Origin of the sequence: Idiomarina sp. (genome assembly GCF_019431395.1) — a bacterium.
GTDB lineage: Bacteria > Pseudomonadota > Gammaproteobacteria > Enterobacterales > Alteromonadaceae > Idiomarina.
This window is the reverse complement of sequence record NZ_CP080268.1, coordinates 2,850,188-2,875,495: the sequence shown is the minus strand read 5'-3', so window position 1 is coordinate 2,875,495 and position 25,308 is coordinate 2,850,188. Positions and strand designations below refer to the sequence as shown.

19 protein-coding genes and 1 pseudogene are annotated in these 25,308 nt (G+C 51.9%); 6 read left to right on the top strand and 14 right to left on the bottom strand.

Annotation, left to right across the window (positions count from 1 at the left end):
- Positions 1 to 69: 69 nt before the first annotated feature.
- From KZ771_RS13920 to KZ771_RS13910, 3 genes are all read right to left on the bottom strand, one after another.
- Positions 70 to 1,458, bottom strand: a complete 1,389-nt coding sequence (locus KZ771_RS13920) for a Na+/H+ antiporter NhaC family protein (RefSeq protein ID WP_290653953.1) — start codon at positions 1,456 to 1,458, stop codon at positions 70 to 72.
- A gap of 727 nt (positions 1,459 to 2,185) precedes the next feature.
- A complete protein-coding gene (locus KZ771_RS13915) occupies positions 2,186 to 5,347 on the bottom strand; it encodes a TonB-dependent receptor (RefSeq protein ID WP_290653952.1) in 3,162 nt (1,053 codons plus the stop codon).
- A gap of 136 nt (positions 5,348 to 5,483) precedes the next feature.
- Entirely contained in the window at positions 5,484 to 8,615 is a 3,132-nt protein-coding gene (locus KZ771_RS13910) for a TonB-dependent receptor (protein WP_290653951.1), read from the bottom strand.
- A 476-nt stretch (positions 8,616 to 9,091) separates the two neighbouring features.
- Here KZ771_RS13910 and KZ771_RS13905 point away from each other — a divergent pair, with 476 nt between their 5' ends.
- From KZ771_RS13905 to KZ771_RS13885, 4 genes and pseudogenes are all read left to right on the top strand, one after another.
- Positions 9,092 to 10,231 (top strand): endonuclease/exonuclease/phosphatase family protein, encoded by a 1,140-nt coding sequence (locus KZ771_RS13905; RefSeq protein WP_290653950.1) that lies wholly within the window; start codon positions 9,092 to 9,094, stop codon positions 10,229 to 10,231.
- A 231-nt stretch (positions 10,232 to 10,462) separates the two neighbouring features.
- Positions 10,463 to 11,795: pseudogene (xseA, locus tag KZ771_RS13900) on the top strand (exodeoxyribonuclease VII large subunit).
- A gap of 256 nt (positions 11,796 to 12,051) precedes the next feature.
- On the top strand, positions 12,052 to 12,324 hold the full coding sequence (locus KZ771_RS13890) for a type II toxin-antitoxin system Phd/YefM family antitoxin (RefSeq protein WP_290653947.1): 273 nt from the start codon (positions 12,052 to 12,054) through the stop codon (positions 12,322 to 12,324).
- Positions 12,305 to 12,568 carry a Txe/YoeB family addiction module toxin gene (locus tag KZ771_RS13885; RefSeq protein WP_290653946.1) on the top strand — a complete coding sequence of 88 codons (264 nt, stop codon included), beginning with the start codon at positions 12,305 to 12,307 and terminating at the stop codon, positions 12,566 to 12,568. The genes KZ771_RS13890 and KZ771_RS13885 overlap by 20 nt, the downstream gene beginning before the upstream one ends.
- Positions 12,569 to 12,770: 202 nt before the next feature.
- Here the strand turns inward: KZ771_RS13885 and guaA are convergent, their stop codons facing one another.
- The gene (gene guaA / locus KZ771_RS13880) at positions 12,771 to 14,348 is read right to left on the bottom strand and encodes a glutamine-hydrolyzing GMP synthase (RefSeq protein ID WP_133538648.1); all 1,578 of its coding nucleotides are present in this window, start codon (positions 14,346 to 14,348) and stop codon (positions 12,771 to 12,773) included.
- A 29-nt stretch (positions 14,349 to 14,377) separates the two neighbouring features.
- Complete coding sequence (gene guaB, locus KZ771_RS13875) at positions 14,378 to 15,847, bottom strand: IMP dehydrogenase (RefSeq protein WP_290653945.1); 1,470 nt, start codon at positions 15,845 to 15,847, stop codon at positions 14,378 to 14,380.
- A 365-nt stretch (positions 15,848 to 16,212) separates the two neighbouring features.
- Here guaB and KZ771_RS13870 point away from each other — a divergent pair, with 365 nt between their 5' ends.
- Both KZ771_RS13870 and KZ771_RS13865 read left to right on the top strand, forming a co-directional pair.
- Positions 16,213 to 17,157 (top strand): alpha/beta fold hydrolase, encoded by a 945-nt coding sequence (locus KZ771_RS13870; RefSeq protein ID WP_290653944.1) that lies wholly within the window; start codon positions 16,213 to 16,215, stop codon positions 17,155 to 17,157.
- Complete coding sequence (locus tag KZ771_RS13865; protein WP_290653943.1) at positions 17,154 to 18,431, top strand: O-acetylhomoserine aminocarboxypropyltransferase/cysteine synthase family protein; 1,278 nt, start codon at positions 17,154 to 17,156, stop codon at positions 18,429 to 18,431. The genes KZ771_RS13870 and KZ771_RS13865 overlap by 4 nt, the downstream gene beginning before the upstream one ends.
- 238 nt (positions 18,432 to 18,669) lie before the next feature.
- Here the strand turns inward: KZ771_RS13865 and KZ771_RS13860 are convergent, their stop codons facing one another.
- The 9 genes from KZ771_RS13860 to gspG all read right to left on the bottom strand — a co-directional run bounded on the left by KZ771_RS13860 (position 18,670) and on the right by gspG (position 25,307).
- Positions 18,670 to 19,491 carry a mechanosensitive ion channel domain-containing protein gene (locus KZ771_RS13860; RefSeq protein ID WP_290653942.1) on the bottom strand — a complete coding sequence of 274 codons (822 nt, stop codon included), beginning with the start codon at positions 19,489 to 19,491 and terminating at the stop codon, positions 18,670 to 18,672.
- Positions 19,492 to 19,665: 174 nt separating this feature from the next.
- Complete coding sequence (locus tag KZ771_RS13855) at positions 19,666 to 20,400, bottom strand: type II secretion system protein N (protein ID WP_290653941.1); 735 nt, start codon at positions 20,398 to 20,400, stop codon at positions 19,666 to 19,668.
- On the bottom strand, positions 20,397 to 20,924 hold the full coding sequence (locus tag KZ771_RS13850; protein WP_290653940.1) for a type II secretion system protein M: 528 nt from the start codon (positions 20,922 to 20,924) through the stop codon (positions 20,397 to 20,399). Before KZ771_RS13850 ends, KZ771_RS13855 begins: the two co-directional genes overlap by 4 nt.
- Before the next feature lie 2 nt (positions 20,925 to 20,926).
- Positions 20,927 to 22,207, bottom strand: coding sequence for a type II secretion system protein GspL (gene gspL, locus KZ771_RS13845; RefSeq protein WP_290653939.1), 1,281 nt, complete (start codon positions 22,205 to 22,207; stop codon positions 20,927 to 20,929).
- A 2-nt stretch (positions 22,208 to 22,209) separates the two neighbouring features.
- Complete coding sequence (gene gspK, locus KZ771_RS13840; protein WP_290653938.1) at positions 22,210 to 23,175, bottom strand: type II secretion system minor pseudopilin GspK; 966 nt, start codon at positions 23,173 to 23,175, stop codon at positions 22,210 to 22,212.
- Positions 23,165 to 23,857 (bottom strand): type II secretion system minor pseudopilin GspJ, encoded by a 693-nt coding sequence (gspJ, locus tag KZ771_RS13835; protein WP_290653937.1) that lies wholly within the window; start codon positions 23,855 to 23,857, stop codon positions 23,165 to 23,167. The genes gspK and gspJ overlap by 11 nt, the downstream gene beginning before the upstream one ends.
- Positions 23,857 to 24,273: a type II secretion system minor pseudopilin GspI gene (gene gspI / locus KZ771_RS13830; protein WP_290568988.1), complete on the bottom strand. Its 417-nt coding sequence runs from the start codon at positions 24,271 to 24,273 to the stop codon at positions 23,857 to 23,859. Before gspI ends, gspJ begins: the two co-directional genes overlap by 1 nt.
- The gene (gene gspH / locus KZ771_RS13825) at positions 24,260 to 24,886 is read right to left on the bottom strand and encodes a type II secretion system minor pseudopilin GspH (RefSeq protein ID WP_290653936.1); all 627 of its coding nucleotides are present in this window, start codon (positions 24,884 to 24,886) and stop codon (positions 24,260 to 24,262) included. Before gspH ends, gspI begins: the two co-directional genes overlap by 14 nt.
- A complete protein-coding gene (gspG, locus tag KZ771_RS13820) occupies positions 24,861 to 25,307 on the bottom strand; it encodes a type II secretion system major pseudopilin GspG (protein WP_133538816.1) in 447 nt (148 codons plus the stop codon). The genes gspH and gspG overlap by 26 nt, the downstream gene beginning before the upstream one ends.
- Position 25,308: the final 1 nt, after the last annotated feature.

The following is a 25,308-nucleotide window of genomic DNA, read 5'->3' as shown; positions in this document are numbered from 1 at the left end:
GGGTTTTCCGCTTAAATATGTTTTCTCCGTGCTCTCTGTGTCCTCCGTGGTAAATCTTTAGCCTTAAGCCTACATCAATGCGCCGGTGATGGCGTAGGCGATGGTGGCGCCGACGCCGGCGAGCAGCGCGTAAGGCAGCTGCGTGCGCACGTGGTCGATATGCTCGGTACCGCTGGCCATGGAGGCGATAATCGTCGTATCGGATATCGGCGAGGCATGGTCACCAAAGATCCCGCCGGAAATCGCTGCAGCAATAAAAGGCGCAGCCGGCAGCCCCAGTGTCATCGCAATCGGGATCGCCAGCGGTAGCATAATTGCGAACGTGCCCCAACTTGAGCCAATCGAAAATCCGGTAATGGCCGACAGCACAAATATCAATGGTAACAGCATCCAAAGACTAACACTGCCATCCAGCGCTGCAGCTAAAAATTCACCGGTACCGAGGTCGCGCGTCAGACCACCCAGGGTAATCGATAACCACAAAATGACCGCCAGCGGCAGTATGTTCCAGGCGCCTTTTAGTGCGCTTTGAATAACCTTAGGCAAACCCGCCGAGCCGGTAAATAAGGTACCCAACATGGCAATACCAAGGGCAATATAAATAGCCACAAACACACTCAGGGTGCCGTCACCCTCGACCAACACACCGTTGCCGGTTATCAGCAACATTACCGGCACCATCACCACCAGCGAGATTAAACTTGATAGCACCACCGCCGTGCCTTTGCCAAATGACACTGACTCATCCGGCCCGTCCGCCCAGGTATGCTGCGTCACCCGATTCGGCTTAGCATTATTTTCAAACGCTTTCATCGGCCCGATATTCCAGTCAAACCAAGCCACGAATAAGGCCAACAGCACCGCAAATATCGCGTAAAAGTTAAACGCGATGGACTGAATAAACACCAGCAAGGGCTGCTCCACGCCTTGATTGCTGATCAACGTTAAGTTAAACGCGCCCCAGGCATTAAGCGGGATCAGAATACAAATCGCCGCACAGGTCGAGTCGACAATATACGCCAACTTCTCGCGGGAAATTCCCAGCCGGTCATAAATCGGGCGTGAAGTGGTACCTGAAATCATGATGGTGACATTAGACTCGATAAATACGATGACGCCCAGGATCCAAGTCATCAGCCGCGCCCGGCGCTTGGACTCAACCCATTGCTTTTGTTCGAGCTTTAACACGAACTGCTTAAAGGTACCGCCTTTTTCCAGCACCCCGAATAAGGCACCGATACCCAATGTAAAGAACCACACCAACATATTGCTGGAGTCGACCAGCGTACTCCAGGAACTGAAAAAGACGCCTTCGCCAATATCGGCGCTGCGCGGCCAAAATAACAGCACATTGGCAAGGATGATGCCGCCGATAAGGGCCAGCAATACTTTGCGGGTAATGATGGCGAACAGGATCGCGAGTATTGAGGGGAGCAGGCTGGTCCAGCTGAGTTCCATGGGTGTTTGTCTGTTATTTGTGATTGGCCAAGGTTAGCGGACTTTTGGTTTTTTTTCTAGCGCTAGACGGCAAGAGACGCTAGGCGCCGCCTTCCGGCGGCTTGCTTGGCGGCACCTGCTTCGCGGTGCCTTGCTGGGCGTTCGCTTCGCTCACTTGCTTGGCGCGGCTTCGCCGCTTGCTGGTGGGTGCGGTGCCGCCTGCGGCGGCTCCGCGCTTTGCCCTCGTTGCTTCGCGACTTGGGCGCTTTTTCGGCTTCTATTGTCGCTTCGCGACTTGGGCTTGCCTTGTGCCTTCGGCACTTGGCACTCGGCAAGCCGGCTATACTTTTTTGGTTTGCTATGGAGGGTGATTGATGAGTTATAAGAAGCTTCGGGTTTGGCAGGGGGCGATGGAGATTGCGGTGGAGCTAGGCTATTTCAAACAAGACGTGTGTAAAAGGCTCCTACAACAGCAACAAAAAGTAAACTTCCAACTCCACCACCTAAAAAACAAAGTCGCGCTAAAAGCGCAACCTACATAATTGAGCGAGCCGCAGAAGCGGCAAGCGCAAGCAGTGGACGGCGCGCCGAAGGCGCAACGTCCACTGCACAAAAAAAGTGCCCAAGCCGCGAAGCGGCGAGGGCACCATCCTTATCCAACAAGCGGCGAAGCCGCGCCCGGCAAACGAGCAACGCGAGCGCCTGGCGCCTGAATTCGCCGGGGCGAAAGCCCCGGCGAATTCAGGTGTTAGAACTTATATTCGAAACCGATGCGCGCAGACCATAGTGATGGTCCTGATACACGGCTTTGAATGCCCGGGTCCAGGAACTGGTCAAACACGTATTGGCCGCTGGCATTGCGATACGCAGAAACTACCTCTGTGTATTGCGGGAAGCCGGCTTGATACAGCACGCCCCAGTCGTCGTTGATTAGGTTAGTCAGGTTATCCACGGTAAAGAACAAGCTGGCTTTGTGGCCATCCATCAAGCCCGGCAACTCTTGCGAGATATGCAGGTCAAGCTTGTGCCACCAAGAGCTGTACAGTGAGTTACGCTCGGCAGTACCGCCCGCGTATTTGCCTAAGCCTGATTCGCCCAACCAGTTGAAGAAGGCTTCCTGGTCGAAGTTTGAACCAAATACGACGTTCGGATCGTTGGCACCGTCTGGTACGTACAACAATTGACGGTCGTCAGCGATATCCAGGCCACCAATCGCTGGCTGGTCAGCTGCAGTTTGGAACACGTAGCTGTACGGACGACCTTTGTTAGCCGAACCAAACAACGAGAAGGTGGTGTTTAAACCATCAAAGAATTCTTTTTGATAGGTTAAACGCAACGTAAAGCGATGCGGGATCTCGAAGTTTGAAGTCGCTGCTGACGGGTTATTGAAGTTATCAGTAGCAAAGTTAGCGTAGTTTGAGTAAGCAACCGAACTAGTCATTGGGTTGCCGTCTTCAGATTCCGTGAAGGCATACGCTAATGACGCGCTCAGGCCAAAGTCAAACTTCTTGCTGATTGCGGTAGAGAACGAGAACGCTTTAGTATCGTCTTCTAAGTTAGTCAGCATCAGGTCTTCTGAACGACCCGCTTCACGCTCGTCGTAAATTGGACGACCGTCAGCCATGGTACCGACCTGCTCAACTGCGATATTCTGAATGCGTGCTTCGTTTTTACGTACGGTGTACATGAAGTCCGTCATTAAGATGTAGTTGTCAGGGAACGTATAAGTTGCACCTAACGCGTACTTCCATTCAGACGGGATTTCGAAGTCAGGGTCCAGTACGTTAACCGCTGAGTCGTTGGTTGCGTTAGCAACGGCATCAACTAATTCTGCCGGAGGGTTGTAACCCGGACGGCCTTCGCCACTTAACGGGATGTCAAACAAGTTAATGTTACGCAAGCTAACCTGTGTCTGGCTGATACCGTTTTGCTGGTAGTTGTTCGCCAACCAAACGTTCGGGTTACCGCCAGAGTACAAGCCGATACCACCACGCACTTCTAATTCCGGGCTAACGTTCCAGTTAATACCGAAACGGGGCTGGAATAAACCTTCGCCGTCCAGGTTAGAGGCGTTAGTAAAGCCATAGCGGTTGATGAAGTTCTGGTTTTCTACCGGGTAGTCATCACTGGTGTACCAGTCATAACGGAAACCGGCAGTAATGGTCATATCCATTGGCGCGTAGTAATACTCGTCCTGCAGGTAGGCCGTGTTAGTCGCGTACTTGAATGCACCCGCAGCATCGGTTGGATCATTAGTGCCTGTACCTGAACCGTAATAGTAGCGGCCTACGTCACCGTTAATAAAGTCTTCCAGTGAGTAGAAGTCCAGCTCACCGCCGCGTGAGTGCTGTACGAACATGTTGAAAATGTCCAGCTGCTCGCGCTCGTAACCACCGAAAATAACGTGGTCGCCAATGAAGTAAGTACCCGCTAACTTAACGAAGGTGGTGTCGTAGTAAAGGTCATTGGCCTGACGTGAGTCATCAGCACCAAAATAAACCGTAGCAGACGATGGCGTGCCGTCGCCGTCATGGTCAAACTGGGTATTGATTTGGAAGTCACCGATGTCTTTAGGACCAATGGTCTGCTGGGTATTATCCAATTCTGAGTAACCAACACGTAGCTCGGTAGAGAAACGGTCAGTCCAGTCTGAGTAAAGTTGACCGACGTAAGAGGTGAATTCCGCACCACGATTATAGAAGTGATTCGAGAATTCATATTCAAACGCGTTACCACCGTCAGATGGGGTAATTGATGCGCCTTCGTTGTAGTTGTATGTCATTGATGCACGATGCGCATCGCTGATCTGCCAATCTAACTTCAGCAACATTTTTTCGTCTTCAACCGGCGACGACAAAATCGGCTCACCGACTTCGTAACCGTAAACGTCACGTGCGATTTGTGCGATTTGATCAAGTTGCTGTTGGCTGACGCCGTTTACGACAGTCGCGGCGTTTGTATTGGCCGGACCAAAGTCAAAGTTATCTGCGCCTTCAAACTTCTCGTAAGAAGCGAAGAAGAACAAGGTATCAGCAATAATCGGACCGCCAAGGGTGAAGCCATAACGATCTTCCTCGAAGTCCGCCTGTTCTAGCTTGGTACCTTCGAGCTCGTCGCCTTGCAGCGATTCATTGGTATAGTCATAAAAGAAACTACCGTGGAATTCGTTTGAACCAGACTTGGTTACAGCGTTGATGTTACACGCCGTAAAACCGCCGTATTGTACGTCAAACGGTGCGAACTCCACCGCAACCTGCTCGATGGCGTCATATGAGAACGGCATACGTTCGGTCGGGTAACCATTTGAGTTAAGACCGAAGTTGTCGTTCATACGAACGCCGTCAACGGTCAAACTGTTAAAGCGTGGGCTTGCGCCAACACACTGAATACCATCACCAAAGCTACGGTCGATATAAACGCGCGGGTCGACCCGTACAATGTCTTTTAAGTCACGGTTAATCGCCGGCAGATTTTCTAAATCATCCAGGCTAAAGTTGGCTGCCGGGCTGTTACTACCGTAAAGCGAGTTAGCTGTAGCGGTACCGGTAACCGCGATGGTTTCCATATCGGACTCAAGCACAACCCGCACTGACTCAGAATCACCCAGCGTCAGGTAAATATTCTCGATAACGTCACGACGACCACCCGGGCCTTCAGCAACGATCGTGTATGGTCCACCTACGTTCAAACCACGAGCCGAAAAGGCCCCCTGATCGTTCGTCGTATAGGTACGGGTCGTACCAGTGCGCTCGTCACGAAGCTGAACAGTTGCATTAGCAACAGTTTCGCCTGACTGGTTGGCCACGCTACCGCGTAAATTAGAAGATGTATCCTGAGCCATAGCGGCGCCAGACAAGGTCATCGCAACAGCGGCTGCAATTGCGGTGCGCTTGAAGGTTGAGTTAAACATGGTGTGTTCTTCCCCGATATGATGTTTTTTTATACCAACTAAAAGGGTATAGCTGATTTATGACAATTATGTGAAATAAATCCTGTTTTTTTATACAAAAAAGCCGCATCCGAAGATGCGGCTTTTTACAGCTAAATTAGAAGGTGTACTTAACACCCAACTTCAAACGCCAGGTTGATTCTTCAGCTTCGAAGATACTCCAGTCGTCATAACCGTAGAATGAATCGGTGTACATGTAACGACCCTGGTCATCTAAGCCGGCAAAATCAACAACGGTCTGGTTGGTGTATTGCTGACGCAACACCTGACCTTTCGAGCTGTCGATAAGGTTCAGCAAGTTGTTAACCGTAACGTAGAAGATACCTTTGTGACCTTCGCTAAAGCCAGGTACTTCCTGCTGGAACTGGAAGTCCAGGTTGGTAACCCAAGGTGAACGACCGGTACCTTTAGGTGCAAAGCCACCTGCGTACTGGTCTAAACCAGTATCGCGGAAGTATTCCATAACTTCTTCGTACGACAGTGGGCTCTCCGGGCTAAACGCTGGATCATCAGCACCTGTCGGGATGTATGGCAAGTATGAACCGCCACCCTGGAAGTAACGCTGGTCACCGAAGTCACCATCGTTGTACAGACCCATAGTGTAGCTGAATGCAGTACCTGAGCGACGGTTAAAGAACAAGTTGAACTTTGACGCGTAGCCGTCGAAGAACTCTCTGCTGTAACCCAAGGCAATTTTCAGGCTGTGCTCAACTTGGTAGTCAGCCGTGCCCAATATAGCTTGGTTACGGTCACGTACGATATTGTACTGATAGTTCGATGTAGCAGTAGACGACGTACCCGGGTTACCTTCTTCGATATCCTGGAAGGTGTATGCCGCGTAGGCGTTAAAGCCACTATCCCAGTTTTTCGACAATGACAAGGTACCCAGCCAGGCTTTGCCGGTCATGTCTTCGTTGGTCAGTTGCAGATCGTAGTGGCCTGTCGGTGCTGATGGGTCACATGGTTCATAGATATTTATGCCTGCTGCGGTTTGGTCAGCAACACAGCGTGAAATATCAACCCACTGGCTATTGTCTGTCATCCACTTACGGGTTACTTCGGCAGTTGCCTGGAAGTTATCACCTACGTTCGGGATGTCAAAACGGTAATCAACGCCAACGCGTGCAATCCAGTCAGACGGGATGTCGTAGTTTGGATCGATGCTGTTAGTGTCGCCGTCGCCCGCTTCCATGCTGTCTAAAACAGCTTGTGGAATTTGCGCCGGGTTCTGGTCGGTTAAATATGCGTTTTCAGAAACTTCGCCACGGTCAAACTGAACCAGGGTGAAGCCATCGTTCGAGAATGAGTTTGAGATCCAAACATTAGGACGACCACCTGAGAAACGACCTAAACCAGCGCGAACAACCATGTCGTCAGTCGCGAACCATTTAAAGTCGACTCGTGGCAGGATAATGCTCTTACCGTCTAGGTTTTCCTGGTTGCTGTAACCATAGCGATCAACAAAGTTTTGGTTAAGTGTTGGCTTGTCATCAACCATGTAGGTTTCGTAGCGTACGCCCAAACCTAATTCCATGCTGTCGTTCAGGTACCAGTTATCCTGTACATACAGGTTCAACATACCCAGCTCAAAGTTTGCCGCTGCGTCGGTCGAATCGTTGGTGTAAGCATTCTCGTAAAAGAAGTTGCTGGCCAGCCCTGCTTCGAAGTCGTCGATTGAGTCGTAAGACCAAGACCCCAGAGAATTACGAACGAATACGTTGTAAACGTCAACGCTGTCGTATTCACCACCAAACTCGATTTCGTGGTCGCCGACCAGATAGTCGAATTTAACACCAAATTTCAGGTTGTCATTTTCCAACTGGTTGGCGTGACGGTTTGAATCAGGACCAAAGTTTAAGGTACCGCTTTCAGTACGAACACTAACGTCACCGAAATCTTTAGTGACCAAGCCGGAAATCGCTTCAACGGCTTTGTGGCTTACATAAATTTCGCTAGATAAGTCACCGCTCCAGTCCGAGTACCAGGACAAACGGAATAGATCCATGTTTTGCTGGTAGTTATACCAGTTGGTGTCCAGGTTTAACGAGTTTTGGCTGCTGCTAACGCCGCGCAGGTTATTACCTTCGGTGCGGTTGTAAGTCAGCGCTACACGGTGATCGTAGTTAATGTTCCAGTCTAACTTCACCAACAGGTTATCGTTTTCGGTATCACGAACTGTGTCCCAGTTACCAATATCGAAACCATACTGATTTTGCGCGATCTGTTTGATGCGCTCGTATTCAGCCTGCGTGACGTTGCTGTCGTTAGGCGCACCAGCGCCGGCCGGGCCGTATTCGATTTGTGCAGGTTCTTGTGCATTTTCGTAGTTAACGAAGAAGAACAATTTATCTTCGATAATTGGGCCGCCAACGGCGATACTGTATGTATCACGCTCGTAATCCAATGGCACTTCATAACCCGCTGGGTTTTCAGGGTCACCCGCCCAGGCATCGCTCATGCGCTCGTAGGTTAACGAGCCTTCGAATTCGTTTGAACCTGATTTGGTCACGGCATTGATACGGCCGCCCGAGAAACCACCTTGTGACGCATCAAACGGTGCCATATCAACAGCAACCTGCTCCACCGCATCGATAGAAATAGGCGAACGCTGAGTCGGGTAACCGTTACCATTAAGACCGAAGTCATCGTTAACACCAACGCCGTCGATGGTGACCGAGTTAAAACGCGGGTTAGAACCACCGATGCTCATTGGCGCTTCGTTACCTGATAACAGGTTAACGTATGGGTTTAAACGCGCGACTTCTTTTAAATCACGGTTAAAGGTCGGTGTATTTGAAATATCGTCTTCACCGAAGAAGCTACTGCTACCACGGTTTGCGCCACCCAAAATCGCAGATCCAGAAACTGCGATACGTTCCATGTCGGTCGGCTCAAGTTCCGCATTAATACGGAATGACTCGCCTAAGGTCAGGTAAACGTCTTCATAGACTTTACGACCATTCTCACCTTCGATAACAATCAGATAAGGACCGCCAACACGCAAACCTGAATTAGAGAATGAACCTGATTCGTTAGTGGTTGCGATAGAACGTGTACCGGTAGGAATGTGAATGATTTCAACGCGTGCATTGGCAGCAACATCGCCAGACGCAGTGACAACGCTACCACGTACAACCGATGTAGTATCCTGCGCCATAGCGCTGGTCGACAACCCGACAGCAATAGCTAGAGCTGCTGACAGGCGACTCACTTTAAAATTTAAAGCCATGTGATATTTCCTGGTTTTCGATTGAGGGTTAAAACAAAAAGCAACGAGCGATAGGTTATATCGCGCAAAGATGACAATTTGATGAAGACTTGTGAAAAAGTCCGGAAAAGCGAAAAAGTTTGTCTAAATACGGCAGGAGAGATAGAAACAGCAAACGGTAGCTTGAAATAGTGCCAATATCGCTTTTCGATAAATGACGATGCCCCGCGGCATAGCAGCTGGTTAGCAACGGGAAAGCTGACAACGAGACAAGCTTCGCGCGTGCTGCATGAGGTCCGAGCTGTTAAGTTTGCGGTTGCAATCATTACACTTTTCTGACGATTATGTGTCATTTGTGTGGCGCATTTTAATTAAATATTGAGCGCTTGCCTAGTGTGTGTTGAACCTTTATTGTAAAAAACTGTCTCAGCGGTTCTTCACAAGGCGTGGTTATGGGCTTTATGCGTTTTCACTTTTTTTTAATTGCGACTCTTTTCATGGTTTCTTCCTCTGTTTTCGCTTCCGATCGCATCCGAATTGCGACATTTAACGTCAGTATGGATGCCAGTAATTATGTTGATTATGAGCAGTTGCCAACAGTGACTGAGTCGCCGATTCCCGGGCAATTAAGTGCGGGTAACAAACAAATTGCCGGTATTGCGGAAATACTGCAACAGGTGCGGCCCGACATTGTCCTGTTGAATGAATTTGACTACGTTGAACGTGAACGCGGTGTGGCCGTGTTTTTGCGCGACTATCTGGGCCAGTCGCAAAACGGTTTAGAGCCGCTGAATTATGACCATATTTATATGGCACCTGTTAACACCGGTGTGCCGTCGCCGTTTGATTTGAATCGTGACGGCAAAGCAACTGGTCGCGGTAACGATGCCTGGGGCTTTGGCTGGTATCCCGGCCAGTACGGCATGGTGATTTTGTCAAAATATCCGCTAGCCGCTGACAGCGCACGCACCTTCCAGCATTTTTTATGGCAGGACATGCCGGGTCAATATGTACCCATGGTGCCGGACGCCGACGGCCAGTTGACCGAGCAAACCTGGTACTCGCCGGAGGTTATGGCGCAGTTCCCGCTAAGCTCTAAGTCGCACTGGGACGTGCCGGTCATGATTGGCGAGCGTGTTGTGCATTTGCTTGCTGCGCACCCGACACCGCCGAGCTTTGATGGGCCGGAAAACCGCAATGGTATGAAGAATTATGACGAAATCCGTTTAATCCGTGACTACATTACCCCGGGTGCGGATAACTACATTTATGACGACAACGGTCAACGCGGCGGTTTAGGTGCTGACGCCTCGTTTGTGGTGCTGGGTGATTTAAATGCCGGCCCGGGCCGCGGTGGCGTTGAAGGTGCCATCGAGCAGCTACTGGATCACCCGCGCGTGAATGACGTTTGGCCGATGAGTAAAGGCGGCAAGCGCCATTCGCCTGACATTGATGGCTCGGAGTACCACACCGCTGCGTGGCGCAACCGCGTAGATTATGTGCTACCTTCAAGCGACTTGATTGTTAAGGACGCCGGCGTGTTCTGGCCTATTAAAGGTCAGCAAGGTTATCGGCTGATGGCCGAGCGCGGCGCTTCTTCTGATCACCGGTTGGTTTGGATCGATATTGCGCTGTAGGCTCAGGCTGGGCCTTCGCGGGCTGGGCTCGTGCTGCGCACTCACGGTTTAGGCTCGCTGCGCTCGCGGTTTAGGCGCTTCGCGCGGTTTAAGGCTTTTGGCCGGTATACCGCGAGTGAAGCGAGCCTAAACCGCGCGTAGCGCCCACACCGCGAGCAGAGCGAGCCTATCCCACGCCAAGCGTCTACACCGCGAGCGCAGCGAGCCGACAACGCGAACAAAGTGAGCATGATGGATATTTACTCGGTATCAAAACTTAACAACGACATTCGCGCGGCGCTGGAACAGCAGTTTGGCAATGTCTGGCTGGTGGGTGAGGTGTCTAACTTTGCTGCGCCGGGCTCGGGCCATTGGTACTTTACCCTTAAAGACGATAAAGCGCAGATCCGCTGTGCCATGTTTCGCGGCAATAACCAGCGCGCGAAAATACGCCCGCAAAACGGCGTACAGGTTTTAGTGCGTGCGCGGGTGACCGTTTATGCCCCGCGCGGTGATTATCAGCTGATTGTCGAGCACATTGAAGATGCCGGCCAGGGTTTACTGCAGCAGCAGTTTGAGCAGCTTAAAGCCAAATTGGCCGCGGAAGGGCTGTTTGCTAACGAACGTAAACGCCCGCTTCCTGAGTCTATCCGCCGTGTTGGCGTGGTGACCTCCCCTACCGGCGCTGCTATTCAGGATATTTTAGCGGTAATCAAACGTCGCGATCCACAACTGGAAGTCATTATTTACCCCAGTAGTGTGCAGGGCGAAGCCGCTATCCCGCAGCTAAAACACATGCTGCAAAGCGCGTTTAACCGCAACGAAGTTGATGTTTTGATTGTCGGCCGGGGTGGTGGTTCGATTGAGGATTTGTGGTGCTTTAACGACGAAAGCGTGGCACGGATGTTAATTGATGCACCGATGCCCGTGATCAGCGCCGTCGGCCACGAAATTGACTTTACCATTTGCGACTTTATCGCCGACCTGCGTGCGCCAACCCCGTCGGCTGCAGCCGAGGTGGTCAGTAAAGACCGCAGCCAAAGTCGGGAACAGTTGAGAGCACTGCATCAGCGGCTGATGTTGGCGCAACAGCGTAAAATTACCCAAAGCCAGCAGCAGTTCCGCCATTTACAAATCCGTTTACAGCAACAGCACCCGCAACGTCAGTTGCAGCAGCAAGCGCAACGCGCCGATGAGCTACAGGCACGTGCAACCCGTGCGATGCAGTCGCAATTACAACGGTTGCTTCAGCGTGAAAGCTATTTCCAGAGCCGGCTACAGGCGCCAGAGCCGGCTACAGGCGCTACACCCACAAAAAGATCTGGCGCGTTACCAAAGCCGTTTGAGTGACCTGCAACAGCGCTTAAGCCCCGCCATTACCCGGTTGCTTAAGCAAAAAACCGAGCAGCAACGCAGCATTTTACAAGCCCTGAACATCGTCAGCCCGCTGAACACCCTCGAACGCGGCTACGCTATCGTACGAGATAGGCAAGGAAGGGTTATCCGGGATAGCGAGCAGGCGCCGGCAGGCACGGAATTGAACATCCGGTTAGCCAAAGGCGAACTCAAAGCCCGGAGTGAATGATAGGCGCTTTGCGCGGTTTAGGGCTGCGCCGGTTTAGGCTCGTGCTGCGCACTCGCGGTATAGAGCCTACGGCCGTTAAACCGCGAGCGAAGCGCCTAAACCGCGAGTGTGAAGCACGAGCCTAAACCGCGCGAAGCGCCTAAACCACGAGCGAAGCGAGCCTATACCGCGAGCCCTCGGCGAAGCCCCAGGAAATTGCTTTTATCACGACGCACGACTAATATGTACATAGTTTCCGTACATAATTGAGGCATTGATGGATACTGTCAGCGTTAACCAATTCCGAGATAAGCTTAAATTCTTTGTTGAACAATCAGTTAGCAACCATACTCCGTTGAAAGTCACACGCCGTTCCGGCGAGGCCTTCGTTGTAATGAGTGCTGATGACTGGGAACGAGAGCAAGAAACACTCTATGTTTTACAGAATACCGATTTGATGCAACAAATTGCCGAATCGGCGGCCACGCAAATGGAACGCGGTGGTTACCAACCCACGGAAGAGGAAATCGATGAGATCACTGGTCTTTGAGGGAAACACCTGGAGTGCTTATGAACAACTTCGCCGTAAAGACCAGCGACTTCATCAGAATTTATGTAAGCTACTTAAAGAAATGTTACGCGGTGACCCCGCACGCGGGAGTGGCAAGCCCGAAGCGCTGAAACACAGTTTGTCCGGGCTATGGTCACGACGTTTGTCACGCTATGACCGCCTCATTTACAAATACGATGACAACTACATTTATATTTTTGCTATTGGCGGACATTACCGCTGAAGACAACCTCAAAGCAAAAACTTCGCAGTTTAGGCTCGCTGGATAGGCGCTTCGGGCGGTTTAGGGCTGCGCCGGTTTAGGCTCGCTTCGCTCGCGGTATAACGGCCATAGACCTCAAACCGCGAGTGTGCAGCACGAGCCTATACCGCGCGAAGCGCCTAAACCGCGAGTGCGAAGCACGAGCCCAAACCGGCCGTAGGCCCTACTCCCATTCAATAGTAGCAGGGGGTTTACCGGAAATATCGTAAGTTACCCGCGAGATGCCGTTCACTTCGTTGATAATACGGTTAGAGACCTTTTCCAGCAGCTCGTAAGGCAGATGTGCCCAGCGTGCGGTCATAAAGTCGATAGTCTCGACGGCGCGGATGGCGATAACCCAGTCATATTTACGCTGGTCTCCCATCACGCCCACTGAACGCACCGGCAGGAATACCGCAAAAGCCTGGCTGACTTTGTGGTACCAGTCCGCATTGTGCAGCTCTTCGATAAAGATCGCATCGGCACGGCGCAGCAAATCGCAGTACTCTTTTTTGATCTCGCCCAGTACCCGCACACCCAGACCCGGTCCCGGGAACGGATGGCGATAAAGCATGTTATACGGCAGACCCAGTTCCAGACCGATTTTACGCACTTCGTCTTTAAATAATTCACGTAGTGGTTCAACCAGGCCCAGTTTCATGTCCTCCGGTAAGCCACCCACGTTATGGTGTGATTTAATCACATGCGCCTTACCGGTTTTTGAACCGGCCGATTCGATCACATCCGGATAAATCGTGCCCTGCGCTAACCAGTCAACTTCGGTCAACTTAGCCGCTTCTTCGTCGAAAATCTCGATAAAGGTATTACCGATAATTTTACGCTTCTTCTCGGGATCATTCTCGCCTTTCAGCGCATCCAGAAAGCGATCTTCAGCAGCAATCGGCATAATATTCAAGCCATAATGGTCACCGAACATTTCCATCACCTGTTCGGCTTCATTCAAGCGCAACAAACCATTATCAACGAAAATACAGGTTAGCTGCTCGCCAATCGCGCGGTGCAGCAACATGGCGGTGACCGATGAATCAACGCCACCTGACAGGCCTAAAATGACTTTGTCGCTGCCCACTTGTTCGCGGATGCGCTCAATCGCATCATCAATAATCTGCGCCGGCGTCCAGTTCTTCTCACAGCCACAAATGCCGCTGACAAAATGCTCCAGCATGCGCATGCCCTGACGGGTATGAGTCACTTCCGGGTGGAATTGCACGCCGTAAAAACGGCGTTGTTCATCCGCCATCGCAGCGAACGGACAGTAAGACGTCTTGGCAACGGTGTGGAAGCCTTCCGGAATGGCATCGACTTTATCGCCATGGCTCATCCAAACGTCCAGCAACGGCGCACCGGATTCGCTAACCGCGTCTTCGATAGCTTCAAATAATGGGCTTTTTTCCACCAGTTCGATTTGCGCGTAGCCAAATTCACGCTCTAACGATCCCTGTACTGAACCACCCAGCTGATGCGCCATGGTCTGCATGCCATAGCATACACCCAGCACCGGTACACCCGCTTCAAAGACATAGTCAGGCGCTCGCGGCGAGTCTTTTTCGGTAACGCTTTCCGGCCCACCCGACAAAATAATGCCTTTGGGCGCAAAATCTTTGATGTCCTGGTCGTCGACATCCCACGCCCATAGTTCACAGTAAACGCCAATTTCACGAATACGGCGGGCAATCAACTGCGTGTATTGCGAGCCGAAATCTAAAATCAGTATGCGATGATCATGAATATCTTGAGTCATTCTATAGTCCAGTTTTTTTACGCGTTAACTTAAGAGCTACGGTAGTTCGGCGCTTCTTTGGTAATTTGTACGTCGTGCACGTGCGATTCACCCATGCCCGCTGCAGTCACTTTGACAAACTGCGGCTTGGTGCGTAATTCATCGATATCGGCAGAGCCGGTCAGGCCCATCGCTGAGCGAATACCGCCCATTTGTTGATGAATAATCGCAGAAATCGGGCCTTTGTAGGCGATGCGTCCTTCGATACCTTCCGGTACTAATTTTTCGGCTTCGTCCGACTTCTGGAAGTAACGATCAGATGAACCATTACGTTGGTTCATTGCACCTAAGCTGCCCATGCCGCGATAGGATTTGTAATAACGACCCTGATAGAGTTCGACTTCGCCCGGCGATTCTTCGGTTCCCGCCAGCATGCTACCGACCATTACACAGTGCGCGCCGGCAACTAGTGCTTTGGCGATATCACCGGAAAAACGAATACCGCCGTCCGCGATAACCGGAATATCCGTGCCTTTTAACGCATCAACAGCGTCAGAAATTGCTGTGATCTGTGGTACGCCACAACCAGTGACGATACGGGTCGTACAAATAGAGCCCGGGCCAATGCCCACTTTTACCGCATCCACGCCTGCTTCAGCTAACGCTTTTGCGCCCGCTGCGGTGGCGACGTTACCGGCAATAATTTGTAAATTTGGATACTCTTTACGGGTTTGTGCAACGCGGTCAATAACGCCTTGCGAATGACCGTGCGAGGTATCAATCAGCAGCACGTCGACACCCGCTTCGACCAGCAGTTTAATTCGCTCTTCGGTACCCGGACCAACGCCAACCGCAGCGCCCACGCGTAAAGAGCCTAGTTCGTCTTTACAGGCGTTGGGTTTGTTTTCGGCTTTCTCGAAGTCTTTTAAGGTGATCATGCCTTTTAGTTTGTAGGCATCATCAACAACCAGGATTTTCTCGATGCGGTGGGCATGCATCAGTTGCAGAATTTCTTCGCTTTCAGCGGTTTCGTGCACGGTTACCAGACGGTCTTTACCGGTCATGATGTGCTTAACGGTTTTGCTGTCATCATCTTCAAAACGCGTATCGCGACCGGTTACGATACCGACCAAGTCGCCGTTTTTCTCAACCACAGGGAAGCCTTGAAAGCCGTGCTCGGCAGTCAGCGCTTTAATCTCTCCGATAGTGGTATCAGGCTGGATTGTCACCGGGTCGGTAACCATACCGCTTTCGTATTTTTTAACTTTACGAACGTGTGCAGCTTGTTGCTCGGCGGTCATGTTTTTGTGAATAAAACCGACGCCCCCTTCTTGCGCCAACGCAATGGCCAGCGGTGCTTCAGTCACGGTATCCATCGCCGCTGAGATTAACGGGATATTCAGGGTAATTCCGCGCGTTAATTTAGTGCGCAGGTCGGCTTGATGGGGCAGGACAGTGGAATGTCCGGGAACGAGTAAGACGTCGTCAAAGGTCAGGGCTTCTTGGGCGATTCGCAGCATTGCAACACTCCGTAACGGGATTCATGTTGCGCGTGGATTATACATATCTACACGATTTCGCGCAAGCTTTTATGCTCGCTGCGCTCGCGGAATTATACCCCTGCGGGGTGGCTCTTGGCTCCTGCGGAGCGGCTGTTTGCAACATCGCTTCGCTCGTTGCGGCTGTTTGCCCTCCGGGCGGTAACACCCGTGCGCAGCACAAAAAGCCGCAGCAGCCGAAGGCTCGCTGCCAACAGCCGCCCCAAAGGGGCCAAGAGCCACCCCGCAGGGGTAAAGCCCGTGAGCGCAGCGAAAATTTAGACGTCTAAACATCTTGACAGCTGGAATGCTATTTGCGATTGTGCCATTTCAGATAGGAGGTGGTTATGGTTTTACCTGTTGGGCGTTCATTTTATGTCGAGACCCGCTTTGGTCGGGTTAAAGGCTTTCGCTATGCTGCGGACAGTGGTCGCACGGATGCTCCCGTGGTCGTAGTGCAAGGCGGGATAAGCGGCTCGGGGCAACTGTGGAAGCTAGACGGCAGTGGCTGGTGGCAGTCGTTGTATTCGGTATTTGCGCCGGCAGATGACGTGCAGGTGATTAGTTTTGATTATCTCGGTGGTGTTGGAGGTTCTGATACGCCTGATCAGCCGTTGACTGTTGCCCAGCATGCGCAGGCTTATGCTGACGCATTAGTTAAACTGGGATTAACTGATATCAGTGCCTGGCTGGGAGGTTCTTTTGGCGGGGTACTCGGTTTGCAGCTGGCGGCAACAAATAAACAGGTTGACCTTAAACGCTTAGCAATATTGGGAGCCGCTCATAAACCCTCGATTCAATCTGCACTGCTACGATCATTTCAGCAGTTGTTGCTGCAACACGCCGAAAACGAACAGCAAGGCGTAATTTTAGCCCGCGCGCTGGCGATGCTGACCTATCGCAGCGCAGATGAATTTGAACAGCGCTTTAGCCACGCGGACGACGCCCTGCAATACATTTTAGCGCAAGGTGAGCGCTTACTTCGCAATCACGGCAAACAGGCCAATACACTATTTACCCATTTAACCCCTGCCCTGAATGACTATGCGATTGACCCGGCACGAGTTAGCTGCCCGGTACAGATAGTCAGTTTTAGTTCGGACAGCATTGCGCCTGCAGCCCTTACCTCGCAATTAGAAGCGTTATTACCTAATTGCCACAGTTATATCAGCATCGAAACGCCTTATGGCCATGATGGTTTTATTAAGAACGTGGCCGACTATGCGCGGCCGCTTGCTCATTTTATACCTGAATTAAACAGCGAAATTGAATTACCGGAGACTGTATTATGACAACACGTTTTAAAGACGAAACCCTGGCAATCCATCATGGTTACCAGACTGATCCCACCACCAAGTCGGTGGCAACGCCTATCTATCAATCGGTGGCGTTTGAATTTGATAATGCCCAACATGGCGCTGATTTATTTGATTTAGCCGTACCCGGTAATATTTATTCACGCATTATGAACCCCACTAATGACGTTTTAGAGCAGCGTGTAGCGGAGCTCGAGCATGGCATCGCCGCGTTGGCTGTGGCATCCGGCATGGCCGCTATTGAATATGCGCTAATTACTCTGGCTAAACAGGGCGACAACATTGTTACCACGCCGCAACTTTACGGCGGTACCTTTACCTTGTTTCAACACATGCTGCCGTCGTTTGGTATTGACGTGCGCTTTGCCGAAAGTGACCAGCCTGAGGACATTGCTAAAGTAATAGACGGCAATACCAAAGCCGTTTATTGCGAGTCCATCGGCAACCCGGCGGGCAATATTGCCGATATCGAAGGCCTGGCGAAGGTCGCGCACGACGCCGGCGTACCGTTGGTGGTGGACAACACCGTTGCAACGCCGGTGCTGTGTAAACCGATTGAGTTTGGTGCGGATATCGTAGTGCACTCGTTAACCAAGTATATCGGTGGCCATGGTAACTCGGTCGGTGGATTGATCGTTGATTCCGGTCGTTTCGACTGGCTTAAGCACAAGGACCGCTTCCCTCAGTTCAGCAGCCCTGAGCCGGCGTATCACGGTATTGTGTATACCGATGCTTTTGAGGCTGCTGCTTTTATTGCCCGCGTGCGCACGGTTGCGCTGCGTAATACCGGCGCTGCGCTATCGCCGTTTAACGCTTTTTTACTACTGCAGGGATTAGAGACATTATCGCTGCGGATGGAGCGTCATTGCGAAAATGCCGTTCGGGTAGTGGAATTCCTGCAACAACACCCGCAGGTGGAATGGGTTAATTTCGCCGGCAGCGCGGATCATCCGCATAATGAGCTGGTGCAAAAGTATATTAGTGGCGGTGTACCGGCATCTTTGCTGACGTTCGGTATTAAAGGTGGCTTTGAAGCCGGTGTGAGTTTTTATGACAAGCTGGCACTGTTTAAGCGCTTGGTTAACATTGGCGATGCGAAAAGCCTGGCATGCCACCCGGCATCAACCACACACCGCCAGCTAAGCGCCGAAGAACAAGCCAAGGTGGGTGTAAAACCCGAAGCCATTCGTCTCTGCATCGGCATCGAGCACATCGACGACATCATCGCCGACCTGGATAACGCTCTGTAGGCTCGCTGCGCTCGCGGGTCGGGCTTGTGCGTCGCACTCGCGGTGTAGCGTGCCGCCTTCGGCGCACGGGTTTAGGCTCGCTGCGCTCGCGGATAGGCCTTTCGGCCGGTTTAGGCTCGCTGCGCTCGCGGGGTAGGGCCTTTGGCCGGTATAGCGCGAGCGTAGCGAGCCCAAACCAGCGAAGCTCTATACCGCGAGTGCGAAGCTCAAGCCTAACCCGCGACGGCGAAGCCGGAGCCTACTCCTGGTTTTTGTGCATATGCACATCCATTTGTGGAAATGGGATGCCGATGCCTTCTTCGTCTAAGCGATCTTTGATGCGTTCAAGTAAATCCCAGTAGGTTGGCCAGTAGTCATCTGTTTTGGTCCATGGGCGGACAATAAAGTCGACCGATGAACTATTCAAAGCCGTCACCCGGACATTCGGTTCAGGATCCGCCAACACCCGTTCATCACTGGTGATAACATCCATTAAAACCTGCTTGGTTTTTTGCAAGTTAGCGCTGTAACTCACCCCAATGACCAAGTCGATACGGCGTAAGTCCTCACGGTTATAGTTGGTAATCGTGCCGCCAATAACCTGTGAATTTGGTACGTAAACCACTTTACGGTCCGGTGTTTTCAGAATGGTCTGGAAGATATTAATTTCTTCGACTGTACCCGCGGTACCGCCGCACTCAACATATTCGCCTGCACGCATGGGGCGGAACATGATCAACAACACACCCGAGGCTATATTAGATAGTGACCCTTGCAGTGCTAAACCAATCGCTAAACCGGCCGCACCTAAGATGGCGATAAATGACGTAGTTTCTACGCCGACTTGATTCAACGCTACCATCAATGCAGCGATAAAAATCAGTGACTTGATAATAGCAGACAAGAAACCAATAACTGCGCCATCAACGTCGCGTTTGGTCATGCCTTTGCGCATCACACCGGTTAATACACGCGAAGCAATGCTCGCTACCACCATAATAACAATGGCGATAATTACCTTGATGCTGTACTCAATCAGCATGCCCTGATTGTTATTAATCCAATCAATAATAGCCTGCATAGGGTTACTTCCTTATGTAACAGAATGTTTCGATAAATTACCACAGCCGCGAATTTCGTCAAACACAAAAGCCAAACAGCAAAACGAGCTTACACCGGCCGAAGGCCCCAAACCGCGACGGCGCAGCCGGAGCCTAAACCGCGCGAAGCGCCCGCCCCGCGAGCGCCAGCGAGCCTAAAGCGAGAACCGATAACGACCCTGACTATCCGGCTGGCCGAGGTACTGGAACATTTGTGCCAGCCCTTCCGGGGTTCGTGGGTTGGGGCGGACAGTGCCACTGATATTAATATCCTGGCTGTTAATGTCACCCTGCATCGCCAGACCGAGGCTGTTTTCGCCGTTCATCGTCAGTGTCACCGCTCCCGATTCAGCGCAACCCAGGGCAACCGGAAAGTCACCAAGACTTTGCCAGGCGCCGTTTACTAATACCTGAATATTGCGGCCATTGGCGCTGCCTGTCAGTTGATTACACCATTTTGCCGGGCTTGGATCGCTAACAACGAAGGTATCAATACTAAGATTCCAGTTACCCTGTGTTTTTAACGGTAAGCGCGTATTCGCGAGCTGCAATAAGGTTGCAAGATCGCCGCTGGCACGCAGGTCAGTTGCTGCCAGTTCAGTTAAGCCAGCGCTAATGCGGCCATTAACGGCTAACGGATTGTTTTGCGGCGGCACCCTCACATCTACCGCCACTTCTCCGGTAAATAACTGCAACAGTTGCCAATCCCATTGCACGTCATTAAGTGTTACACCCTGGGCTTGTAAGCTACCGATGCGCCCCTGCCACAAACTACCGGACACCTGACTTATCGAAACCTGCGCAGGGATCGGCAACCAATAAATAATTTTAGCCGGTAACATGACCAGCAGTGCCAGCAAATAAACCGCAATCAACCACCAACGCTTCATGAAGACTCCGTGACCAACAGTTGCCTTACCCGAACTTGCCCGGGTGTATCTAACCGCGCCACGTCCAGCGTGCTAATTTGCAGTTGATATTGCTGCTCCAGCTGGGCAACAAAGGCTAATACGCGATCAAAATTAGCTTCGTCCACGCTAATCACAACCCCCTCACCCTGCGGCTGGATGCGCGCCAGACTAATGTCATTAGCGTCAGCCGCCTGGTTTAGCCGCTGAGTCAGCGAGCCCGAAGCCTGCGGTGCGGAAGCCTCGCTGCTTTGTACACGTGCCTGATAACGCGCAAGGTTTTGCTTTACCCATTGTAACTGCTGTTGCTGCCCCTGCAGGCGTTGCTCTGCATTCAAACGAGCCTGATAGCTAGGTTGCCAAATAACGAAATACAACACGGCGATAGCTAATACAACCGCCAGCGCGCTCAATAAACGCTGCTCGCGAGGTGCAAATTGTGCCCACCGCTGTTGCAGGGTGACTGCCAGCGGATGCGTACGAACTTTTTCCATAAATACGCTCATACTCATGCCCCCCCTGCACTGCTGTGTTGTATGGTTATCGAACCCGCGACCTGGTTACCGCGGTTATTTAACGCACCTTGTTGTACCGATAACCCTGCCTGCTCGGCGGCACGCTGAAACTGCTCGAACTGCGCAAAGCTTTGCGCTAACGCCTGCAGCCGCAACTCGCCATCCTGATAGCGCATTAACTCGAGGCTCATGCCCCGTTGACTGGCGAACGCCGGCTGCAAACTATCCAGTAATGCTAACGCCGACTGCTGTTCAGCTCCGTCAGCGCCCAGCGCGCGCAGCTCTTGTTGTAGTTGTGCGCGCAAATTAACAATGCGGGTTTTATTCGGGAAGGCCTCTAAAAAGAGTTGCTCGGCCTGGGTTTGCAGTTGTTCGGCCTGACCGGATAACTGATAGGCCCGCACCAAATTGCCGCCAACAGCTAATACAAAGGCAACCGAAGCCGCCACGGCCAGCGGCTTCCAGTGCAGCTGATGTTGACGTTTTCGTTTAACAGCAAATTCACCACGGCGCAGCTCCAGTGATTGCTGGCCTTGTGCCAGCGCACTAATAGGCACCTCGATATCCGCGGCCTGCAAAGGCGCCGGCGGTTGCGGCCAATTCACCTCACCAAAATGCGTAATGGCGGTCAGTTCCGGCGCGTCGCCCAGCAGCTGCGCCACCACCATCGGTAACACGTCATCAACCTGTGTTTGCTCCAGCGTAAAGCCCTGCCATGGCCCCGTGCGCACGACCAGAGCATCTGCAATCGACAGCGCACTCCAGTGATTCTCGCTGTAAGGCAGTAACAACGGTTCGGGCAACCAGTGGTCGGCTTCGATTCCAGCTTGCTGACACCAGGCTGACCAGCTTCGCATACGCTCGCGTGCGACCACCGCAACCGGTATCACGGCAGTCGATTTACTGACATTTGCCGGCCAGCTAAAGTGCAAATCATCAATATCTGTCGCCAGCTCTTCCTCTAATGCATAAGGAATAACCCGCTCCAGATGGCGTCGACTGCCGGCAGGAAGCTCCAGCTGCTTTAGCAAAACATCCTGCCCCGGTAACACTAACGTTGTTTCGCAACGGCGGGCTTGTTGTTGTAACTGGTTCAGTTCGTCGGGATGATTTAATTCACCACTGGCGATAACCTCGTGCTGACTGGCGTTCCAGATAAACCAGACAACCTTACCCTGAGCACTATTCTGAGCACTATCCTTAGTACTATCCTGACCAGCATGCTCGGCAGCGGCGTCACTGGCCGGTAATCTGATATACAGCCGTTCCTGCATTGCTATTCTCCCATCGCCCGATAAATCACGTTTGCCCGTTCCGGGGTTACGTTAATTACCGAGCGCGCTCGTGTCTCGACCTCGCCCCATTGAATAAAGGCAAGTAATTGAAAATATTCACTACTAACAACCAACTCATCCAGCGAGTTGCCTTCTTGATCTTTAATACCCGCCAGCGGCCCTTCGTTCAGTGCCTGCTCGCGATCATCATAACCATCCTGCGGTCGTCCCGCTAACACCTGCTGCGCGGTACTGATATCAATCGCACCGTTACTAAGAGCAACCAACAACGCGGCATGCTCCGGGTCAATGGTATTGATATTGAGCTTAAGCTCGTTGTTACCGGGTATCACGCATACCTGCGGTTTAATTTGCGCAATAATCGCCGCGCTGTAGCCTCGCACCTGGCGTAATTCGCTGATATCCAGCATCGCACTGTTAGCGGCCTGGTAAGGATGCGACAACGATTCGTAATCCGGGTCTTCTGCGCCGTTTTCGCTTAACCGGGTATCTTCGTCAAGCCAGTCAATTAAGGCATCGGTTAACTGCTGTGCCTGGTAACTATCCAGCTCATTAGCCATTAACAGCTGCCGGAATTGTTGCCGGCGACGCTCGCTCTGAAGCTCTTGTTCGCCACCAGGCACCAAACTATTAAGGTTAAAGCAGCTGCGCAAATCCCGCACCCGTGCAGCAATTTGTCCGCCGGCCACGGGGAACGGCCCCTGTCGGGTTGCCCAATTCTGTTCAGCATGCACGATGCCGTCACTTTGTTCCAGCTCCAGTTGCAGTACTTCTGCCAGCACCGCCTCGGCACTTAACCACATCCAGTAGCTTTGCTCGGCTTGATATAAATTTGCACTGCGGCTGACCTGGCGCTGCAAACTGCTGCCGAGGTTAACCGCGATAACGGACACTATCGCAATAACCAACATGACCGTTATAAGAGCGGCGCCGCGATTACTGCTCATTGTCGCTGCCCTCACTGTCGTTGTTACGTACAGCAGACGGCATACCGGTTAAGAACTGCCGTCTAATTTCGCCATAGGCTTTGCTAACCACGCTTATTTCGATGGCCAGCGGCATATCTCCCTCGGTATCCCAGCTGCCCTGCCAACCACTATTGATACCCTGGTTTTGCAGGCTGTCGCCGGCGGATTGCTGAGCGCGAAAGAAACGCACATTAAACTCTTCTACACCGGTCATTAGCGGCTGCACTGCCGGTTCGTCTGAGCGATCATTGACATAGGCATAACTAATACGCTCCAGCACGCCTTCACGTACACGGTAAATTACCGGCTGTAATTCAGCTCTGGGCAGCAATAAGCCCGGGTTGTCGTAACCACTTTTGACCAGCGCCAGCAAGCCACTATCCGACTCGGCCAGGCGCTCGTCACTGGAGACATAACGGCGCACCACATCAGTGCCGTTGGGGCGGGTCGGTTTGCCAACTGCCTGGCGTAAGTCCTGTTCAATCATCAACCAGCTAAACTGCATCGACTGCAGCTGTTCGCGCGCATCCTCTGACTGCGTTTTAGTCTTGCTCATCTGGTCCAGCACGGTAAAACTGGCAATGCCAATTAACGCGAAGATCGCCATAGTGACCAGCACTTCTACCAGGGTAAAGCCGCGGGCGTCTCTACTGCCTGCCATCACAAACTTACCCCATTATTATCTCTGCCCGCCGCGCCGCTATCTGGTCGCCGCACGTAGCGCGTTAATGCGATAATCTCTCCGTCCTGGTTGGGTTTGCTGACTGACACTGTAACCGCTACGACATCGGGCGTTACCGTTTCTACCACTTGTTGTTGCCACTGCCAATCCTGCTCAGCCATTTGCATGCGGCCACTGGCGTTATCTTCGATGGGCCATTGCGATGCCAGGGTTAGTTCGACCAGGCGATTAGAAGCGACATATTGAGCAAAGGTCTTTTGTTGTATCTGGCTAATGCTGGTTAAGTGACTGCTAGCTGCATTGACCGCCGCTAGTGCCGCGGTGCCAAAAATCGCCATGGCAACCATCACTTCGATTAGGGTAAAACCATGCGCAGAGCCCTTAATAACGTTCATAAGGCTGCTCCTGAACCAGTATCTGCCAGGCGTTTTGGGCAATTAACCAGCGCTGTTGTTGGCGTGCCAGGTTACGGTTATCGAGTGCCAGACTAAAACCGGTCATTTCGCCGCTGGGCAAAATTAAAATCTGCGGTTGTAGTGGTTGCTCTTGTTCTTCTTCTGCAGCAGCCTCCTGGTCCTCATCAGGCTGAAATAACAATTGCCGGGCAGATTCGTCCTGTGCCATTAAATTACCTTCTATCAGCTCCAGTTCCCAGCGCAACGTGTCGCTCCAGCGAACCTCTTTTAGCCCCCTGGCATCGAGCGTCTGCCATTGGCCATCGTACCAGCGTAAAAATCGATAACCTTGGTTGTCTACATGCAAACCCAGCGGCTGTTGTCTGACCATGGCATGCTCACGGGCATATTGCAGCTGTTCCTTTAAGGTAATAGCGAGATCCTGAGGTGAGCGCTCAGAGGGTGAAGAAGATGGCAACGTTAACGCAACCGCACCTGCGATCATGCCGATAATCGCCATCACCAACAGCACTTCTACTAACGTAAAGCCGCGGCTCCTGCGGGCGACGCTGCCCCTTATCACGACGTTAGTACTGAGCTTCTTGTTCGGCACCAATCATCCAGCTACCAAAATCGTCATCAGTACCTGGTTGACCGTCCGGTCCGGCCGAAAAGATATCAACATCGTCATATTCGCCCGGGTTAAGCAATAGATAGTCGTTACCGTACGGGTCTTGCGGCAATCGTTTGATGTAACCGCCGTTACGGTAATTACGTGGTTGTGGGTCGCTATTCGGACGATTAACCAGGGCTTGCAGGCCCTGCTCGGTGGTTGGGAACATACCGTTATCCAGATGATATTGTGCCAATGCGTTTTCCAACGCTACAATATCAGCAGTGACTTTTTGTTGGTTTGCCTGTTCCTGCGAGCCCAACACGTTAGGCAGGATCATGGTGGCTAAAATACCGATAATGGCAATAACTACCATTACTTCGACCAATGAAAAACCACGCTGGGCTTTTGCTTTATACATC

Excerpts from the sequence above, each read along its gene's own strand:
- KZ771_RS13920 (WP_290653953.1), bottom strand. The coding sequence starts at position 1,458 with ATGGAACTCAGCTGGACCAGCCTGCTCCCCTCAATACTCGCGATCCTG.
- KZ771_RS13915 (WP_290653952.1), bottom strand. The coding sequence starts at position 5,347 with ATGTTTAACTCAACCTTCAAGCGCACCGCAATTGCAGCCGCTGTTGCG.
- KZ771_RS13910 (WP_290653951.1), bottom strand. The coding sequence starts at position 8,615 with ATGGCTTTAAATTTTAAAGTGAGTCGCCTGTCAGCAGCTCTAGCTATT.
- KZ771_RS13905 (WP_290653950.1), top strand. The coding sequence starts at position 9,092 with ATGGTTTCTTCCTCTGTTTTCGCTTCCGATCGCATCCGAATTGCGACA.
- KZ771_RS13890 (WP_290653947.1), top strand. The coding sequence starts at position 12,052 with ATGGATACTGTCAGCGTTAACCAATTCCGAGATAAGCTTAAATTCTTT.
- KZ771_RS13885 (WP_290653946.1), top strand. The coding sequence starts at position 12,305 with ATGAGATCACTGGTCTTTGAGGGAAACACCTGGAGTGCTTATGAACAA.
- guaA (WP_133538648.1), bottom strand. The coding sequence starts at position 14,348 with ATGACTCAAGATATTCATGATCATCGCATACTGATTTTAGATTTCGGC.
- guaB (WP_290653945.1), bottom strand. The coding sequence starts at position 15,847 with ATGCTGCGAATCGCCCAAGAAGCCCTGACCTTTGACGACGTCTTACTC.
- KZ771_RS13870 (WP_290653944.1), top strand. The coding sequence starts at position 16,213 with ATGGTTTTACCTGTTGGGCGTTCATTTTATGTCGAGACCCGCTTTGGT.
- KZ771_RS13865 (WP_290653943.1), top strand. The coding sequence starts at position 17,154 with ATGACAACACGTTTTAAAGACGAAACCCTGGCAATCCATCATGGTTAC.
- KZ771_RS13860 (WP_290653942.1), bottom strand. The coding sequence starts at position 19,491 with ATGCAGGCTATTATTGATTGGATTAATAACAATCAGGGCATGCTGATT.
- KZ771_RS13855 (WP_290653941.1), bottom strand. The coding sequence starts at position 20,400 with ATGAAGCGTTGGTGGTTGATTGCGGTTTATTTGCTGGCACTGCTGGTC.
- KZ771_RS13850 (WP_290653940.1), bottom strand. The coding sequence starts at position 20,924 with ATGAGCGTATTTATGGAAAAAGTTCGTACGCATCCGCTGGCAGTCACC.
- gspL (WP_290653939.1), bottom strand. The coding sequence starts at position 22,207 with ATGCAGGAACGGCTGTATATCAGATTACCGGCCAGTGACGCCGCTGCC.
- gspK (WP_290653938.1), bottom strand. The coding sequence starts at position 23,175 with ATGAGCAGTAATCGCGGCGCCGCTCTTATAACGGTCATGTTGGTTATT.
- gspJ (WP_290653937.1), bottom strand. The coding sequence starts at position 23,857 with ATGGCAGGCAGTAGAGACGCCCGCGGCTTTACCCTGGTAGAAGTGCTG.
- gspI (WP_290568988.1), bottom strand. The coding sequence starts at position 24,273 with ATGAACGTTATTAAGGGCTCTGCGCATGGTTTTACCCTAATCGAAGTG.
- gspG (WP_133538816.1), bottom strand. The coding sequence starts at position 25,307 with ATGTATAAAGCAAAAGCCCAGCGTGGTTTTTCATTGGTCGAAGTAATG.